A 16,602-nucleotide genomic window follows, 5' to 3' on the forward strand; every position below is an offset into this window, starting at 1 on the left:
CCGAAGGAATCACCATGGCAGACATCGACTATGCAGTGGCCGACCACATCGCCACCATTACGCTCAACCGGCCGCAACGCAAGAACGCCTTCACACTCGAGATGATCGACACCTGGGCGAATGCGCTAATCGAGGCGGAACACGACCCCAACGTCCGCGTCGTCGTCCTGACCGGCGCCGGCGGATCATTCTGTTCCGGAGTCGACCTCACGGTTCTCGATAGCATCGAACCGACACCCCTGGGTGCGAAAAACCTCCTGACCAGGCATGTGCACAAGGTCGCGCACGCTGCGGAAGCGCTCAACAAGCCGTACCTCGCCGCGGTCTCCGGCGATGCCTTCGGTGCGGGAATGGACATGGCACTTCTCGCCGATATCCGGCTGGCCTCCGAGTCTGCCCGGTTCTCTCAGGCATACATCCGGGTGGGTCTTGTTCCCGGTGACGGGGGATGCTATTTGCTGCCCAGGATCGTCGGCACCGCCACCGCCCTGCAACTGATGTGGACGGGACGCGTTGTCGGGGCTCAGGAAGCGCTCTCGCTCGGACTGGTCAGTGCGGTGCACCCCGACGACGCGTTGGAGAAGGAGGTGCTCGAACTGGCAACCCAGATCGCGCGCCAGCCTCCCGTTGCGGTGCAGATGATCAAGCGCAGCACCAGGCTCGGTGAAAAACATGATCTCAGAACAGCACTCGACCTGATCTCCTCGCATCACGCGGTCGTCATGTCGACCGAGGATTCGCACGAAGCCCGGCGCGCCATGGTCGAGAAGCGGCCGGCGCACTACGTCGGCCACTGAAGCCGGTCTCCTCAGCGCATCTGCACGATTGCATCACACTGTGAATCCCGAACGAGAGGTAGGACTATGCGTGTCCGAAGCAAGGATGCTCCCTCGAGCGCACAGCGGACCGAGTCGCGAAAGAAGCGCAAAGCGCTGGTCGCGGGCTCGGTCGGAAATACCGTGGAATGGATCGACTGGGCGCTGTACAGCGCGCTGGCACCGATCTTCGCGACACAATTCTTCCCGCCTTCAGCGCCCGGATCGGGTTTGCTGGCAATACTTGCCGTCTTCGCGGTCGGCTTCGTCATGCGGCCTGTCGGCGGTGCCGTGATCGGCGTCTTCACCGATCGTCACGGCCGGAAGAAGGGGCTGACGCTGACCATCGTGATGATGGCCGGGTGTGCGTTCGTCATCGCACTGTGCCCGACGTACGACCAAATCGGTGTGGCGGCACCGATCGTGCTTCTCCTGGCCCGGCTCGTGCAGGGATTCTCGGCCGGCGGTGAGTTCGGATCCTCCTCCGCTCTCCTCGTCGAATCTGCGACGGGTATGCGACGCGCCTTCGCTGGTTCATGGCAACAAGTGTCGGCAGGGCTGGGTGTGTTGATCGCCGCCGTGCTGGCACTGATCCTCACGTCGACGCTCGATCCGGAGGTGATGTCGGCGTGGGGATGGCGGGCCGCGTTCATCGCCGGTGGACTGCTGGGTTTGGTCGGTTTGTGGCTGCGGATCGGGCTCGAGGAGACCGACGGCTTCCGGAACGCGCAAGCCGATGGACGAATCCCACGAAACCCGATGACCGAAATGTTGCGGAAGCATCCTGGTGCAGCTTTCCGAGTGATCGGAATGGCGGCCGCCGGAGTGCTGATCTACTACATCTGGATCAACTACATGCCCGGGTACGTCAGCGCCGCACTCGGCACAATGTCATTGCAGACGGCGCTCCTGGCGAACACGATTGCGCTGGCATACTTTCTCTGCCTCCTGCCGTTCGCCGGGATCATCGCCGACCGTGTCGGGCGCAAGCCGGTGATGTTGACCTTCGCGATCGGCTTCCTCCTGTTCGCCTACCCGGCGTTCCGAATGCTCGAGACCGGCGGCTTCTGGACTCTTCTCGCCGTCGAGATCGTAGGCGTCACCTTGTTGGCCGGTTACGCAGGACTCATTGCGACGGTAATGGCCGAACAGTTCCCCGCGGAAGTCCGCACAACAGGTATCGGGTTTCCCTACGCCATCGCCGTTGCTCTCTTCGGTGGGACGGCTCCGTACATCACGACCTGGTTGGCGACCAACGGTCTCCAAGACTGGGTGTGGCTCTACGTCGCGGCAGCGGCTCTCGTGGGAGTGGTCGTGTACGCGCGGATGCCTGAGACTCGTGATCGAGTGCTCGCCTGAATACGGGACAGGAGCTTGACTGGTATCTCCTGCTTTCATGTCAGCGGCCGGGTGAATTGGCGAGGAGTCTTCATCCGGATCAGCAACTGTCCATCTGGACAGCGAGCCGACCTGCGTCTACACTTCTGGAGAAACTGGCCAAGTGGACAGCGAGGAGTTACCGCGATGACCGTCTCCGAAGAGGGCTCGGCCCGCCAGGCGCCCCGCTATGGGGAGGGGCGCGCCGCCCTCCTCGCCGCGGCGGTGCGTGTGGTCGCCGAGCAGGGACTGCGGAAATTGACGTATCGAGCGGTGGCGCGTGAGGCCGGAGTCGCGCACGGGCTGGTGGCGCATCACTTCGGGTCCCGCGACGCACTCCTCGAGGCGGCGCTGCAGTTCTCCGTTAACAACACCGTGACCTCGATCAGCACCCGTCCGGGCAGCGGTGACCTCGACGCCGTCTTCGCCGGATTGGCGACGATGGTGGAGAGCAACCCCGAGGACCTCGCCTTCCAATACGAGCTGATCCTCGAATCTCGACGCCGTCCGGAGTTGCGCCCCTACGTCGAGGCGATCTACCGGGCGTACGTCGATCGGCTGCAGTTCGAACTCGAGTGCGCCGGGATGGACCCCGACCCGGCGTTGAGCCACCTCATTTATGTGGCAGCGGACGGTCTGGTGTTCCATCAGATCACCCTCGGTCCCCCCGAGCTGACCGAGAGGGCTCTCACCCATCTGCGGGAACTGCTCCGGCAGAACAGTTCCGGACGAAACAAGTCGCCGTCCTCGTCGGAATCGGCGACGCAGTTGTTTTCCGGCATCGAGGACCGAGTCAGCCATGGGTGAGATCGTCGAAATTCGGAATCGATCACTTGATCTCGACACGTTCCGGGAGTCGGTGACCGACAGTTTTGTCCCCTTGGAGACGTCGATCGCCCCGGATACCGATTTCGCGGGCTATATCCACGGTGCCTCCCTCGGTCAGGTCCAGGTTGCCGATGTTGTCGCGTCGGCGCACACGGTGCGCCGCACCCCGAGGACGATCCGCGCCAGCGATCCGGGTTTCTACAAGGTGGGGTTGCAGGTCCGCGGCTACTGCGTGCTGACACAGGACGACCGCGAGGCGGCGTTGACGCCGGGTGACTTCGCGATCTACGACACGACCAGGCCCTATCAACTCTCGTTCGACGATCGATTCCGGATGCTGGTCATGATGTTCCCGCGGGAACTGCTCCGGATTCCCCCCAACGGGATAGCGGAGCTCACGGCACGGCGGATCTCCGGTCGCCAGGGCATGGGCGCCCTGGTCGCGCCGTTCGTCAAAGACCTGGGGGAGCGGGTCTTCGACACCGAGCCCGCGGTGGCGGTGCATCTCAACGACGCGGTCCTCGACGTGCTCGCCGCGGCGTTCGCCGAGCAACTGCAGATCACCGACAGCCTGTCGCTCGAATCACGGCATACGGCACTCCGCGTCCGGGTCGGCACGTTCATCGAGGAGCATCTGACGGATCCGGGTCTCGATACGGCGATGGTCGCTGCCGCGCATCATATTTCGGTGCGGCATCTGCAGAAGATCTTCGAGGAGGACGGCACCCCCGTGGGCGGGTGGATCCGGGAGCGCCGACTCGAACAGTGCCGGCGCGACCTCGTCGATCCGCGAAACTGCCACCTCTCGGTGGCTGCTGTGGGCGCTCGGTGGGGGTTCCCCGATCCGGCGCACTTCTCGCGGTTGTTCAAGACCCGCTTCGGAGTTACCGCCGGCCGTTATCGGACTGCCGGCGGTGCTCTCGATCAACCTGTCGACTGAAAGTGCTACTCGGCCATCTGCGGAACTGGGGCGGTGGCGGCAGGTGCGGTGGTCCGCCGGGGTTGGGCAGCCATGATCAGTGCCAGCGACAGGACCAGTCCCGCGGCGCTGACCGCGATCAACGTTCCGTATCCGCCCGCACTCTCGACGAGGCGTCCTCCCATGAACGGGCCGATCGCGAAGCCGCCGCCGATGGCGATGTTGGCCAGGTTCACCACTCGCCCCGACCGGTCCAGGCCGGAGAGGGTGGACATGATGTAGGGAAGGATGAACGTCCAGGTGAACTTGAAAAGCAATGCTGCAACGGTGAATCGGAGCAGTCCGGGCATTCCGGCGAGCAGACCGACCGACAGCGTCATCGCCACATACCCGACGAGGAGGTTGGTTCTCGTGCTCGGCCGGGCGCCCAGGACCGTGGCCAGTGCAGAACCGGCGATACCCAGGACGGTGGCGATCGACAGGATCGCACTCGAGGTTTCGGTGCCGATGGTGGATGCAGCGGCGACGCCGCCGACGAACGTCCAGATTCCGCTGAGGCTCACGTAGAAGGCGAGCACCGCGACGAGCCCGAGTGCGGCGCGCAGCACGTAGTTGTTCGTCGGTCCGGTCGCTTCTGTGCCGGCATGGTCGGCCGTGACGTTGCGCTCCGGCAGGAATCGTGCGAGCGGCAGAACGAGGATCATCAGCACGGCAAGGGTCCAGTACACGATGCCGATTCCGAAGGTGTCGAAGAAGTGTGGAAGTACCGCCAATCCGATTGCTCCGAAGGACAATTGCCCCATCACCCACAGTCCGTACACGCGGTTGCGGTCTCGGGTCTGTGCGGCGAGCGACATGCACAGGACCATCAGCGAGCCGCCCGCGAGGGAGGTGAGGAAGCGTACGGCGAGCAGGGTGCCGTAGTCCTCGATGTAGGCGGAGCTGACGTTGCCGGCGATGAAGATCACGCCGAAGATCGTGGACATCGTCCGGATGTTGAATTTCTTCATCCACCACAGTGCGGGGAGCGAGGCGAAGCTCATCGCACCGAGTTCGGCCGAGAACAAGTCACCCGTCTGCGAGGGATTCAGTCCCAGCTGAAGTTGGAGCTGACTGGCCACGGCGGGGGCCATCAGAAGGAGCGTGCCGACAACGGAGGAGAAGAGAACGATCAGTGCCACGCGTCCCTTGGAGTCGGGATCTGTGCTGTCGAATGGGGTGCGTCGACCGTCGAGAGTGTGAGGCATCGGGTGGTCCTTTGTGAGTGGGGAAAGTCCAGGCTCAGTGCAGTCCGAGCTGGGTGAGGACGGTGAGCTGATCCCAATATCGCCGGGTCGAAGCGATCCGGCCGTTCTCGACCCGGTGGATGTCGCAGAAGGGAACCGACAGTGTGCGACCGGTGGGGCGGATGTCCTCTCCGTCCGGGGTCGGGAGGGGGCCGGTGTGGGTGCCGACGGCAACGAACTCGGTGACGACCAGCCCGTCACCCCCGGTGAAGGTGAGCTTCTCGCACGTTCCGTCGCGGAACGGCCCGTCCCAGTGCCGGTAGTTGTCCGCCATCCCGTCGTGGCCGGCATGGACCTCTCCGGTGGGCAGATTCGTCCAGGTCGCATCGGGGGTGAACGAATCGACCCAGGCCGCGATATCTCGGGTGTTCCACGCCTCGTACAAGGCTGCGACGGTGTCGAAATCAGGGTTGGACACGGTGAGTCCTCCAGTGTTGGGCAACAGGCGGAAGGGTGTACTGCGCTCAGGGCTGATGCAGATCGGCGGCGGTCGATGCCTCGGCGTCGAAGACGGTGCGTCCCTCGAAGAGAGTCCGCAGCACCTGTGTGGATCCGACCTGCTCGGGCGGGACCTCGAAGATGTTGCGGTCGAGCACGATCAGGTCCGCGGACTTCCCGGCGGTGATCGTGCCCTGCACGTGATCACGGCCGACGACCTGAGCGCCGCCGAGGGTTATCAGATGCACAGCGGTGGTGAGATCGACGGTCTCGTCTCCGCGCTGCAGCATGCCCTGCAGGGCGGGGAACAGGTTCGGATTCGGCGTGATGATCCAGTCCGAGCCGACGGTCATCGTGGCACCCGAGTCGAGGATAGTGCGGAACTTGAATGCATCGTCGTGCCCGGGAATGTCGAGATGCCAGATTGCGGGAGACATCTCGGCGATCACGTCGAGTTGACCGAATCGCTTGTAATCGTCGTCGTGGATGAACGGGCAGTGCGCGATCTCGTGGGCCGGGCCGCGTGTGCCGTTGGTCTGGCGGACGGTCTCGAAGGCGTCGAGTGCGGCTCGCACGGAACCCGCACCGGCGCAGTGGATCTTCACCGACAACCCGGCCGCGTCGAATCCGCGCAGCACCTCGGTGAGTTGATCTTCGTCGACGAGAATGTTGGTAGGGTCGACGCTGCCGTGTGCGTCGAGGTCCGCCTGGGTCATGTGCGGCGGCAGGGGTGACCCGTCGAGCCAGATCTTGATGCGTCCGGTGTCGAGGTGTTCGCTGGCGAATGCCGCCCGTTCGGCGATGGTGCGGTCGAGTTCGGCGGTATCGGCCATCCCGAAACCCTCCTCCTTCCAGACCAGGTGCGCGGCGACGTGCAGGTTCAGGTCGCCGTCCCGGTCGAGGTCCCGGTAGGCCGCGAGCGCCTGCGGGGACGCGGAGGCCTCCTGCACGGACGTGATGCCGTACTGATGGCACACCGACGCGGCCCAGCCGACCGCGTCACGGTAGATGTCGGCACGGTAATCGGACATGGCGCGCATCACGGGCCAGCGGGCCTGCTCGACGAGTTCCCCGGTCAGCTCGTTCGTCCCTTCCCTGCGGACCAGTCGGCCACCGGGCGGGTCCACCGAGTCGGCGGAAAGCCCGGCGAGGTCGAGTGCGGTGGAGTTGGCCAGGGCGTGGTGAATGGTGTAGTCGTACAGGAACACCGGCTGATCGGGAAACGCTTCGTCGAGGAATTTGCGGTCCAGTTCTCCTGCGGCGAAGTCGGCGGGCACGAACTCGCCGCCGACGATCCAGGGCTGCACGTCCTCGTCGACGAGTTCGGCGCATCTGCAGTGACTGAGGTCGTGCACGATCTCCTGCGGGGTGCCGCCCGGTGTCAGACGGGCCTCGTAGCGAAACTTCAACCCGCTGAACAGCAGATGGGTGTGGGCATCGTGCAGCCCGGGCATCGCCATGCGACCGTCGAGGTCGATGAACTCGGTTCCCTCCGGGGCTGCGTCACGGACGTCGTCGTCGGACCCGACGACCGTGAAGATGCCGTTGTCGATCAGAACGGCTTGCACCCAGGGCGTGGCCGGGTCGACGGTGTAGATGCGGCCATTGAGCAACGCGGTTGGCATCGGTTCTTCTTTCCATCGTGGGTAGGGCGTCGAGTGAGCAGTTCGTACTGTGCGGGTGTGGACCGTCAGGACAGGGAGACAGCGAGCGAGAATCGTGGGTCGAGGGCGACGGTGCCTACGTCGACCGCGCTGTGCCCTCCGTCCACGGGTAGCACCGCGGCGTTGATGTAGGAGGCTGCGGGGGAGAGCAGCCACGCGATGGTGGCGGCGACTTCGGCAGCGTGCGCGGGCCGCGGCAGCGGGACGAGTGCGGAGGCGAGGCGATAGGCCTGCTCCGCGTCGAGGCCGCGTTCACCTCCGAGTTCGGCCATTTCCTCGTCGGCCATCTCGGTGCGGGTCCAACCGGGGCAGACGACGTTGGCACGTACTCCTCGCGGCCCGTAGTCGACGGCGACCGACTGCAGCAGCATGCTCAAACCGGCTTTGGTGGCGTTGTAGCCGGGGGTTCCGCCCGAGGCGCGCAGCCCGCTGACCGAGGACACCCCGACCACCGCCCCGCCGCTCCTGACAAGGTGCGGCAGGGCGGTGTGCAGCAGACGGTAGGGCGCGGTGAGATTGGTGTCGACCATGGCCGTCCAATCGCTGTCAGACAATTCGCCGACCGGGCCGGGCCGGACGATTCCGGCGTTGAGGACCAGTCCGTCCAGGCGCCCGAAATGGGTGACGGTGCTCTCGACGAGGCGGGCTACGGCGGCCGCGTCGGTGGTGTCGGCGACGATCGGGTGTGCCCCGGTGGCGTCGGCCACCCGCTCGAGCGCGTCCGCACGCCGTCCGCAGATCACCACCGACCAGCCGGCGGCAGTGAGCGCCTGCGCGGTGGCGGCACCGATCCCGCTCCCGCCGCCGGTGACTATGGCGACTGCGCCGGACGCCTCCCGGTCAGCGAGCGTGGCCTGCGGTTCGTTATCCGCTGTATTCGTCATGGTGGGGGTGTCCTTTTGCGTGCCGAGGGCAGTGGTGCGGCCGAAGCGGACCGCGAACGAAGAGATGCGAAATATCCAGATGGATAGATGTGATCGGTGGCACAAATATGCCCCGTGCTGTACAACTAGTCAAGTGGATAGATGAAAAGAATCCTGGAGGACACCGATGACCGCTGTTGCGTCTACACCGGGTCGGAGTTCGCCAATGTACGGCGAGGGTAGGCAGGCTCTGCTCGCCGCCGCCGTCCACGTCGTCGCCGCCCAGGGGCTGCGAAAACTGACCTACCGCGCCGTCGCTCGCGAGGCGAACGTCACTCACGGCCTGGTCGCCCACCACTTCGGGAGCCGGGACGCCCTGCTCGAGGCCGCCCTGCAGTACTCCGTCGAAAACAGCGTCACTTCGATCAGTACCCGGCCGGGCACCGGCGACCTCGACGCGCTCTTCGCCGGACTGATCGGGATGGTCGTCGTCAACCCCGACGAGCAGGCGTTCCAGTACGAACTGATCCTCGAATCGCGGCGGCGTCCCGAACTGCGTCCGCACGTCGAGTCGCTGTACGGCACCTATCGGCAGGCCCTGCGCGAAGAGTTGGCGCACGGCAGAATCGACTGCGACGAGGCGATGGCTCAACTGTTCATCGCGGCCGCCGACGGACTGATCTTTCAGCAGATCACTCTCGACCGCCCCGCACTCAACGAGGCCGCGCTCGCGCATCTTCGCCGGTTTCTGCGCTCACTTGCCGAGTGAGGTGGGCGACGCGTGAACTCCCAAATATACTTTGCTGAAACGGAATTCGACTTTCGTGCCGCGCGACTCGTCGGCCGCGACCGCTCTCGATTGACTCGGCGCCACCGAAGGTATGCGGGATTAGTCAATGTTTGTACGGTTTCGGGCAATGCGGTTCCGCGAATCCCGGAGCAGAGTGAGACTCACGTCACGTGACCTGGTCACGAGTATTTCGAGGAGTTCTCACAATGGATGTGCGCGAGCAGTTGCTGATCGACGGCCGCTGGGTTCCGGCCCGGTCCGGTGCCGAGTTCAAGACCTACGATCCGGCGACGGGTGAGCCTCTGGGCACGGTCGCGGATGCCGGCGCCGCCGACGTGGACGCCGCGGTCGCGGCGGCGCGGCATGCCCTGACAGATCCGGCCTGGAAGGCCCTGGTGCCTGCCGCCCGCGCACGGCTGCTGTGGAAGGTCGCCGATCTGATCGAGCAGCACGCGGACGAACTCGCCGAACTCGAAACCCGCGACCAGGGGCAGCCGCTCGGGGTCGCGAAGACCGTCAGCCTCACCATGGCCGCCGAGGTCTTCCGCTACTACGCCGGTTGGTGCACCAAGATCGAGGGCAAGAACTCGGCGGTGTCGATCCCGAACACGATGCACTACACCCGCCGTGAACCGGTCGGCGTGTGCGCGCTGATCACCCCGTGGAACTTCCCGCTGATGATCTCCGCCTGGAAGCTGGCCCCTGCGCTGGCCTGCGGCAACACCGTGATCCTCAAGCCCGCCGAGCAGACGCCGCTGAGCACCGTGTTCCTGGCCGGGCTGTGCGTGGAGGCCGGGTTCCCGCCCGGTGTCGTGAACTGCCTGACCGGTGGTCCCGAGGCGGGCAAGGCCCTCACCGAGCACGCCGACGTCGACAAGGTGTCGTTCACCGGGTCGACCGCGGTCGGTAAGCAAATCGTCGTCGCCGCTTCGGGCAACCTCAAGCGGGTCACCCTCGAACTCGGCGGCAAGGCGCCGAGTGTCATTGCGCGAGATGCGGATATCGACGCCGCGGTCGCGGGGAACCTGCAGGGCGCCCTGCTCAACAGCGGTCAGGTCTGCGCCGCCTACACGCGGTTCTTCGTCGACTCGAAGCGGGTGGACGAGTTCACCGAGAAGATCGCGGCCGCGGCGAGTGCGCTGCCGATCGGTCCCGGCATGTCGCCCGAGACGGTGATCGGCCCCCTGGCCTCGCCCGAGCACGCCGACCACGTCGAGCGGCTCGTCAACGCCGGGGTCGCCGAGGGCGCGCAGCTGGTGACCGGCGGTAGCCGCGTCGGCGGAGAGCTGTCCGGCGGGAACTTCTTCGCGCCCACCGTGTTCTCGGGTGTGCGCGACGACATGACCATCGCCCGGGAGGAGATCTTCGGGCCGGTGCTGTCGATCCTGTCCTATGACGACGCCGACGAGCTCGCCGCCCGCGCCAACGACACCGATTACGGTCTGGCCGCATGTATTTGGACCAAGGACCTCGAGCTGGCACACAACCTCGCCGCCTCGATCCACGCCGGCAGCGTTTTCGTGAACATGCTGCCGTTCCTCGATCCCGCTGCCCCGTGGGGCGGATTCGGTTCGAGCGGATGGGGCCGGGAGATGAGCTCCAACGCCATCGACGAATTCACCGAGACCAAGGGCGTCTGGGTCAACCTCGGCTGACCCGGCCCCGAACGACTCACCAGAAACCTTCCACAGATTCAAGGACACCTGACATCATGAGCACCTCCACTACCTCGGCCTTCAGCTGGAACAAGGACGACTGGGCCTCGCTGAGCGAGATGGCCGACGGCTTCGACGAATACCGGCCCGCCTATAGCCGCGCCCTCGACGGCCGGGAACTCACCGTGAACGCCCGCTTCGTGGATTCGGGTGACGAGTTCACCCTCACCCACGCATTTTCCGAAGCGGAACTGAGCTGGCGCACCGGCGAGCAGGCCGGCACCGAGACCTACGAGCTGTTCGAGATGCAGCCCGGACTGTTCTACCTGCACTACCGGCGCAGCGGCGAGGACCACCCGGTGGTCGTCAGCGCCGCCCTCGATATGACGACCGGTCAGGTCACCGGCGCGGTCGGCGAACTCGGACTCGGCCCCAACCCCCACCTCGCCCGTCAGCGGTGGTTCCAGGGCCAGATCGCCGGCAGCGCCGCCACCACGGCCGATGCCCACGAGCCGACCGACGAGCTGATCGGACGCCGGGTGCGCTACGCCTACAGCGGCGACGACGTCTACGACCACGTCTACCTCAACGAGAACCTCTTCACCTGGCTGTGCATCGGCGGTGCCGAGCTGGGCGTGGGTGACACCGACAGCTGCACCTACTGGAAGCTGCGTGAGAACACGTACCTCTTTTCCTGGCTGGAGAAGAACGTCGGCGTCGAGGGCATGGTCCTGGTCGACCTGAACGCCCTCCGCACCGTCGGCATCCAATTCGGCATCGACCAGCAGAGCGGTGACCTGGTGAACATCACCATGGGCTCGTACGCGCGCGAATTCGAGCGCACCCCGTCCGTCGACGACGCCCGACCCGGCCCCACGGCCTGACGCGAATCCGTCCGCCAACGGTCACCCACGAACACGCCGCGACACCCACCCGCACTACCCCGCGAATCCCTTCTTCGGAGGCTCCAATGTCCACCCCTCCCCACCAGGCCGTCCCACCACAGAACACAGGTCACAACGAGCCCCCTGGGGATGGGAGGGCGGGGCTGCGGGCAGGCAGGCTCGGGGTCGCCGCGATCGTGTTCTTCGTCGTCGCCGCAGTCGCCCCGATGGCCGCGATCGTCGGCGCCTCACCCGTCGTCTTTTCCGTCAACGGTGTCGCCGCCCCCGCGACGTATCTGCTGGCGGCCCTGTTGTTCGTCGTCTTCTCCGTGGGGTACGTGACGATGAGCAGGCACATCACCAATGCCGGCGGCTTCGTCGCGTACATCGCGCAGGGATTCGGGCCACGGCTGGCCACGGCCGCCGCCGGGTTGGCCATCCTGGCCTACACCGCCTTGCAGGCGGCCCTGTGGTCCCAGTACTCGGTGTTCGCGCAACAGTTGATCACCGACAAACTCGGTGTCGACGTGCCGGCGTGGGTACTGCTGTTCGCCACCCTGGCCCTGGTCACCGCACTCACCGTCCGCGGCGTCGACGTGAGCCTCAAGGTGCTGGGACTGCTCGTGTTGCTGGAGATCGCCGCGTTCGTCGTCCTGGACGTCGCGATCATCGTCGGGGGCGGCACCTCGGGGAACTCGCTGGCGGCCTTCGATCCGTCCGCGCTGGTCGGTCCGGGGCTCGGTGTGGCGTTCCTGTTCTGCATCACCTGCTTCACCGGGTTCGAGGCCACCGTCGTCTTCTCCGAGGAAGCAAAGGACCCACACCGCACCATTCCCCGCGCCGTGTACACCTCGATCGCGTTCATCGGCGTCTTCTACGCCCTGACGACCTGGGCGCTGGGCAACTCCGTCGGCGCGGATGCCGTCCAGGCCGCCGCCACCGACGACCCGGCCGGATTCGTGTTCGCCATCGCCGAGGCTGAGGTCGGTTCCTGGTTGAGCACGGTGATGGAGATCCTGGTCGTCACGAGTTTCATCGCCATGCTCATCGGCTTCCAGAACATGCTCTCCCGCTACCTCTATGCGCTGGGACGAGCGAAGGTGCTGCCGCACCGCCTCGGCGAAGCCAACGCCAAGACCGGCACCCCCGCAGCGGCAGCCTTGGTAGTCGGCGTCGTGCTCGCGATCATCCTCGCTGCCTTCGAACTCGCCGGCGCGGACCCGATCACCGTCACCTTCAGCTGGTTGCTGTCCCTGGGCACCGTCTCGCTCATCGTGATCCTCGCCCTCACCTCGGCATCGATCATCGCCTTCTTCGCCCGCACCCGCCTGGAAACGAGCATCTGGAAAACCAAGGTCGCACCTGCCGGTGCACTCGTCGGGTTCGCGGTGGTCGTATGGCTCGCCGTGCAGAACTACGGCGTCCTGCTCGGCGGGCAGGGCGGCGTCGCACGATGGCTGCTGCTGCTGATCCCGCTTTGCGCGGCACTGGGATTCGGCTGGGCGGCGCTACGCCCGAACATCGACTACCAGGCCGAACTCGTCTGAACGTCTTGCCGAATCACCCGCCGCCGTCTCCGACAGGCGGTGGGTGATTCGGCATCGGCGGCCGACTCGTGCCCGCCGCCGATGTCGGTCACATCAGGCCGGTGTCGCACCGGCCCGGCGGAGGTGGCGGGCGAAGAACCGCGCCGAGCTGTCGCGCTCGTATTCGGGCAATTGGTTGTACGCGCCCGGGTGGGCGTGCAGTGTTTTCTCCCTCAAGCCGAAGGCGTCGAACAACGCGAGACCGGCTCGGCAGTCGATGTATTCGTCGTTCCAAGGAATCCGGTACTCGACCGGAACGGTGATCTTTCGTGCCGTCTCGATCAGAGCGTCGTCCACGAAGACCGTACCGATCTCGGGCAGCGCCTGCAGGGCGTCGAGGGTTGACTGCCATTCCGGCAGGGCACGCTCCGCCAGCGAGGTGTTGTAGTCGTACCAGAGCACGCCGGTGATCTCGCCCAGGATGAAGTATCGTTCGATGACACCGTTCGACGATGCCTCAGAGGTGAAGTGCATGGTGTTGCCTTTCGGGATTGCCTTGTTGTCGAGGCGCTCCCGGCGACACATACATCGATCGCCCAGCCGTGAAGAGGGGGAGCACCCACTTGCGTACTGCGGTCATGGGTCTCACCTCCTCGCTCGAAGTCACGGTCGTCCGAACGCTAGCAGTGCGGGCGTCGTGCCCGCCAACCATTTTCCGGCCGCCCGTCGGGTCTCACGACCGCGGATCGGCGACTTGGCCCGCCAGCCGACCGTCGGTTCATATTCCGGCACGCGTCGCAGTGCTGTCCGGGCGGAGGTGCGACCAGGCGGTGCGGACGGTGTGGAGGGCGTCGTTTGCGGTGACGATCAGACGGGTCTGGCCGGCGAGCTGTGATTGCCACTCGTGGTCGCTCGGTGGTTTCGCAAACGCGTATTCGCCGGGGTTCCTGCCGGTGGGTCCGTACTTGCGGAACAGCGTGGCGGCGTCAGGGTCGATCGCGCCGATGTTGTTCAGCGCCCATAGGTCCCAGAGATCGCGGGCGGCCGCGCGGTCGCACCAGGTCGCGGTTTTGGAGGCGGCGAACGCGGCGAGCGTCGGTACGAGCAATCGGGCAGGCGGGGCGTCGCTGTAGCGCTGGATGATGTGGCGGTGCTCGGTGGGCCAGAGGATGCGGTCGGTGGAGGAGAGGAGTTGGATCTTTACCGCGAGCCCACTGGAAGTGTAGAGGGTGGCGGGGTCCACGCTCGAGCCGGTACTGAGCGACGGCGCCCAGTCGAGTCGGCCGTGCGACCGCTGTAGGGATCGGGGGAGTGCTGTGTCGAGGTCGGCGGCCAGCGCGCTGCGTCGTGGGTCGAGTGAGATGAGATCGATGTCCTCGCTGAGCCGCCCGTCGGGGAGGTGTGTGCGGGCGAGTGCGGTGCCACCGATGAAGTGCATTCGATCGGCGAAATGTTCACTGAGGTAAGCCAGGAGTAATGAGATGAGGTGGTCTCGCTCGACCTGCTCGGACGCGACCCCGAATTGATTTGCGACACTGTCGCGTTCGTCGAGGTTCACGACCGTGTCCTCGACCAGGCTTCAGCTCGGGTGAGGGCGGCGGTCATACCGTGTTGTTCGGTGGCGAGGGCGGCTAGACGCGTGGGGTCGCTGCGTTGGTGGAGGGCCGCGATCGCGGTGGGGATTTCGATCTCGACGTCACCGAGTTGCGGCCACCGTGCCAGATCGAGGATGGTTTGCTCGGGGGTGGTCACCAGTGTGGCCCCGAGTGGGGTATCGATGCGTTCGGCGTCGAGTTCAGTAGTGTCGCGGCGGAGGAAGGCAATGGTGGCGGGCCGGTCGGTGAGGGTGATCGGTCGGTGTCGACGGGGGACGGCGACGACGGCGGTGGCCAACGCTCGGGGTATCGCGTGATGCAGGCGTGCCGCGCTGATACCCATCACGATGGCCTCGTCGGGTCCGTAGATGGTGGTGGCGATCCCGGCAGCGGTGGCTTCGAGACCCGGGATCCAGGGACGGCCGGCTTGTTCGGGGGGCGTGACGATGTAGTAGCCGGGGGCGGCGCGATGCAGGACGCCACGGGCGACCAGGCGAGCGAGTTCGGGCCGTGGGTGGGTGTAGACGCCTGTGGCGTCTTGGGGGCGGAAGGTTCGCAGCGGTCGCCGAGCAAGGGGCGCCGGTACGGCGGTGGTGTGTGCTCGTGTCACAGAACTCCCACCCTTCCAATGCGCATTTCGTAGGGTCTAAGCCTACGAAATGTTCTTATGGCTCGCAAACGACTGTGGTACGCCGTGGATCGTTAGGGTGTTGTCATGGAGCGCCGGATCGACGAAGCCGTGGTCCATTGGGTCGAGCACGGCAGTGGCGTGCCGATTGTCGCCCTGCACGGTGCCGGCGTGGATCATCGTGAGATCGAGGCGGCCATCGAGGCCGTCGTTCCGGCCACGGGGTATCGGCGGGTCTACCCGGACCTGCCGGGGATGGGCCGGTCGACAGCGGACGGACTGACCGGCAACGACGATGTGGTGACGTTGCTCGGCGACTTCATCGACGGCCTGGGGGCGGGCCCGGTGATGCTGGTCGGGCATTCTTACGGCGCCTATCTGGCTCGTGGTGTGGCCGCGCAGCGGCCGGACGTGGTGCTCGGCCTGGCGTTGCTGTGTCCGGTCGCCGAGCGGTCGCGGAATGTGCCCGAGCACAGTGTGGTTCGTCGGGACGCCGAAGCCTACGACGAACTCGACCGTGCGCTGTGGGCGGGGTTCGACGAGTACTTCGTCGTGCGCACCCGGGCCACCGCTCGCCGCTACCGCGACCACGTGGTGCCGGGGGCGACGCTCGTCGACGAGGATGCGCTCGGACGCATCTTCGCCGGCTGGGCGGTCGACGTCGGATCGAGTGCGTTCGCGGGGCCGACGGTGATCGTGGCGGGCCGGCGCGATTCGGTCGCCGGGTACGCCGACGCGTGCGAATTGTTCGAGCGCTATCCGCATGCCACCCTGGCCGTCCTCGAGGACGCCGGCCATGCGCTCGTACACGAGCGGCCCGAGCTGCTCGCCGCGCTGTTCGGCGACTGGCTCGATCGAAAATAGTTTTGGGGGCGTTGTCGAGAACCGATGATCGGCTCCGTCCCCGTGGTGAATGTGACCAGAATGGGTCGCACCAGTACCAAGGAGCACATGATGGCCAAGTACTTGCTGCTCAAGCATTACCGCGGCGCGCCGGCGGCGGTCAACGACGTCCCGATGACCGAGTGGACGCCGGAGGAGATCTCCGCGCACGTGCAGTACATGCAGGATTTCGCGACCAAGCTGGAGGGGACCGGGGAGTTCGTCGACGGTCAGGCGCTCGCCCCGGAGGGCACGTTCGTCCGCTACGACGGCGAGGGACGGCCACCGGTCACCGACGGCCCGTTCGCGGAAACGAAGGACCTGATCGCCGGCTGGATGGTGATCGACGTCGACACCTACGAGCGGGCGCTCGAACTCGCCGGCGAGCTGTCCGCGGCGCCGGGCGCCGGCGGGAAACCGATCCACGAATGGCTCGAGCTGCGCCCGTTCCT

At 65.9% G+C, this 16,602-nt stretch carries 17 protein-coding genes; 10 read left to right on the forward strand and 7 right to left on the reverse strand.

The window, feature by feature from the left end; genetic code table 11:
- Positions 1-14 precede the first annotated feature (14 nt).
- From MLGJGCBP_RS32210 to MLGJGCBP_RS32225, 4 genes are all read left to right on the forward strand, one after another.
- Positions 15-797, forward strand: a complete 783-nt coding sequence (locus tag MLGJGCBP_RS32210; RefSeq protein WP_160100679.1) for an enoyl-CoA hydratase/isomerase family protein — start codon at positions 15-17, stop codon at positions 795-797.
- A gap of 66 nt (positions 798-863) precedes the next feature.
- Complete coding sequence (locus tag MLGJGCBP_RS32215) at positions 864-2,174, forward strand: MFS transporter (protein ID WP_160100681.1); 1,311 nt, start codon at positions 864-866, stop codon at positions 2,172-2,174.
- 165 nt (positions 2,175-2,339) lie between these two features.
- Entirely contained in the window at positions 2,340-2,999 is a 660-nt protein-coding gene (locus tag MLGJGCBP_RS32220) for a TetR/AcrR family transcriptional regulator (protein ID WP_160100683.1), read from the forward strand.
- On the forward strand, positions 2,992-3,960 hold the full coding sequence (locus MLGJGCBP_RS32225; RefSeq protein WP_160100685.1) for a helix-turn-helix domain-containing protein: 969 nt from the start codon (positions 2,992-2,994) through the stop codon (positions 3,958-3,960). Before MLGJGCBP_RS32220 ends, MLGJGCBP_RS32225 begins: the two co-directional genes overlap by 8 nt.
- A gap of 5 nt (positions 3,961-3,965) precedes the next feature.
- On the opposite strand, the gene MLGJGCBP_RS32230 is transcribed toward MLGJGCBP_RS32225, so the two are convergent.
- The 4 genes from MLGJGCBP_RS32230 to MLGJGCBP_RS32245 form a co-directional block, all read right to left on the reverse strand.
- Positions 3,966-5,186: an MFS transporter gene (locus MLGJGCBP_RS32230; RefSeq protein WP_160100687.1), complete on the reverse strand. Its 1,221-nt coding sequence runs from the start codon at positions 5,184-5,186 to the stop codon at positions 3,966-3,968.
- Between the two features lie 34 nt (positions 5,187-5,220).
- Entirely contained in the window at positions 5,221-5,643 is a 423-nt protein-coding gene (locus MLGJGCBP_RS32235) for an ester cyclase (RefSeq protein ID WP_160100689.1), read from the reverse strand.
- 46 nt (positions 5,644-5,689) lie between these two features.
- A complete protein-coding gene (locus MLGJGCBP_RS32240; RefSeq protein WP_236581488.1) occupies positions 5,690-7,288 on the reverse strand; it encodes an amidohydrolase in 1,599 nt (532 codons plus the stop codon).
- Between the two features lie 65 nt (positions 7,289-7,353).
- Entirely contained in the window at positions 7,354-8,211 is an 858-nt protein-coding gene (locus tag MLGJGCBP_RS32245; RefSeq protein ID WP_160100691.1) for an SDR family NAD(P)-dependent oxidoreductase, read from the reverse strand.
- A 205-nt stretch (positions 8,212-8,416) separates the two neighbouring features.
- On the opposite strand from MLGJGCBP_RS32245, the gene MLGJGCBP_RS32250 reads away from it, so the two are divergent.
- The 4 genes from MLGJGCBP_RS32250 to MLGJGCBP_RS32265 all read left to right on the forward strand — a co-directional run bounded on the left by MLGJGCBP_RS32250 (position 8,417) and on the right by MLGJGCBP_RS32265 (position 13,066).
- A complete protein-coding gene (locus MLGJGCBP_RS32250) occupies positions 8,417-8,959 on the forward strand; it encodes a TetR/AcrR family transcriptional regulator (protein ID WP_236581490.1) in 543 nt (180 codons plus the stop codon).
- A gap of 227 nt (positions 8,960-9,186) precedes the next feature.
- Positions 9,187-10,635, forward strand: a complete 1,449-nt coding sequence (locus MLGJGCBP_RS32255) for an aldehyde dehydrogenase family protein (protein ID WP_160100695.1) — start codon at positions 9,187-9,189, stop codon at positions 10,633-10,635.
- Between the two features lie 56 nt (positions 10,636-10,691).
- Positions 10,692-11,519, forward strand: coding sequence for a MoaF C-terminal domain-containing protein (locus MLGJGCBP_RS32260; RefSeq protein WP_160100697.1), 828 nt, complete (start codon positions 10,692-10,694; stop codon positions 11,517-11,519).
- 86 nt (positions 11,520-11,605) lie between these two features.
- A complete protein-coding gene (locus MLGJGCBP_RS32265; RefSeq protein WP_160100699.1) occupies positions 11,606-13,066 on the forward strand; it encodes an APC family permease in 1,461 nt (486 codons plus the stop codon).
- 93 nt (positions 13,067-13,159) lie between these two features.
- Here the strand turns inward: MLGJGCBP_RS32265 and MLGJGCBP_RS32270 are convergent, their stop codons facing one another.
- The 3 genes from MLGJGCBP_RS32270 to MLGJGCBP_RS32280 form a co-directional block, all read right to left on the reverse strand.
- On the reverse strand, positions 13,160-13,579 hold the full coding sequence (locus MLGJGCBP_RS32270) for a hypothetical protein (RefSeq protein WP_160100701.1): 420 nt from the start codon (positions 13,577-13,579) through the stop codon (positions 13,160-13,162).
- 244 nt (positions 13,580-13,823) lie between these two features.
- Complete coding sequence (locus MLGJGCBP_RS32275; RefSeq protein WP_160100703.1) at positions 13,824-14,603, reverse strand: nucleotidyl transferase AbiEii/AbiGii toxin family protein; 780 nt, start codon at positions 14,601-14,603, stop codon at positions 13,824-13,826.
- Positions 14,600-15,250 (reverse strand): type IV toxin-antitoxin system AbiEi family antitoxin domain-containing protein, encoded by a 651-nt coding sequence (locus tag MLGJGCBP_RS32280; RefSeq protein WP_160100705.1) that lies wholly within the window; start codon positions 15,248-15,250, stop codon positions 14,600-14,602. The genes MLGJGCBP_RS32275 and MLGJGCBP_RS32280 overlap by 4 nt, the downstream gene beginning before the upstream one ends.
- A gap of 105 nt (positions 15,251-15,355) precedes the next feature.
- On the opposite strand from MLGJGCBP_RS32280, the gene MLGJGCBP_RS32285 reads away from it, so the two are divergent.
- Together MLGJGCBP_RS32285 and MLGJGCBP_RS32290 are read left to right on the forward strand one after the other, a co-directional pair.
- Positions 15,356-16,132: an alpha/beta fold hydrolase gene (locus MLGJGCBP_RS32285; protein WP_160100707.1), complete on the forward strand. Its 777-nt coding sequence runs from the start codon at positions 15,356-15,358 to the stop codon at positions 16,130-16,132.
- 90 nt (positions 16,133-16,222) lie between these two features.
- A partial coding sequence (locus MLGJGCBP_RS32290; protein WP_160100713.1) for a YciI family protein occupies positions 16,223-16,602 on the forward strand: 380 nt, incomplete at its 3' end.

Source organism: Rhodococcus sp. T7, from assembly GCF_009872365.1.
Lineage (GTDB): Bacteria > Actinomycetota > Actinomycetes > Mycobacteriales > Mycobacteriaceae > Rhodococcus_F.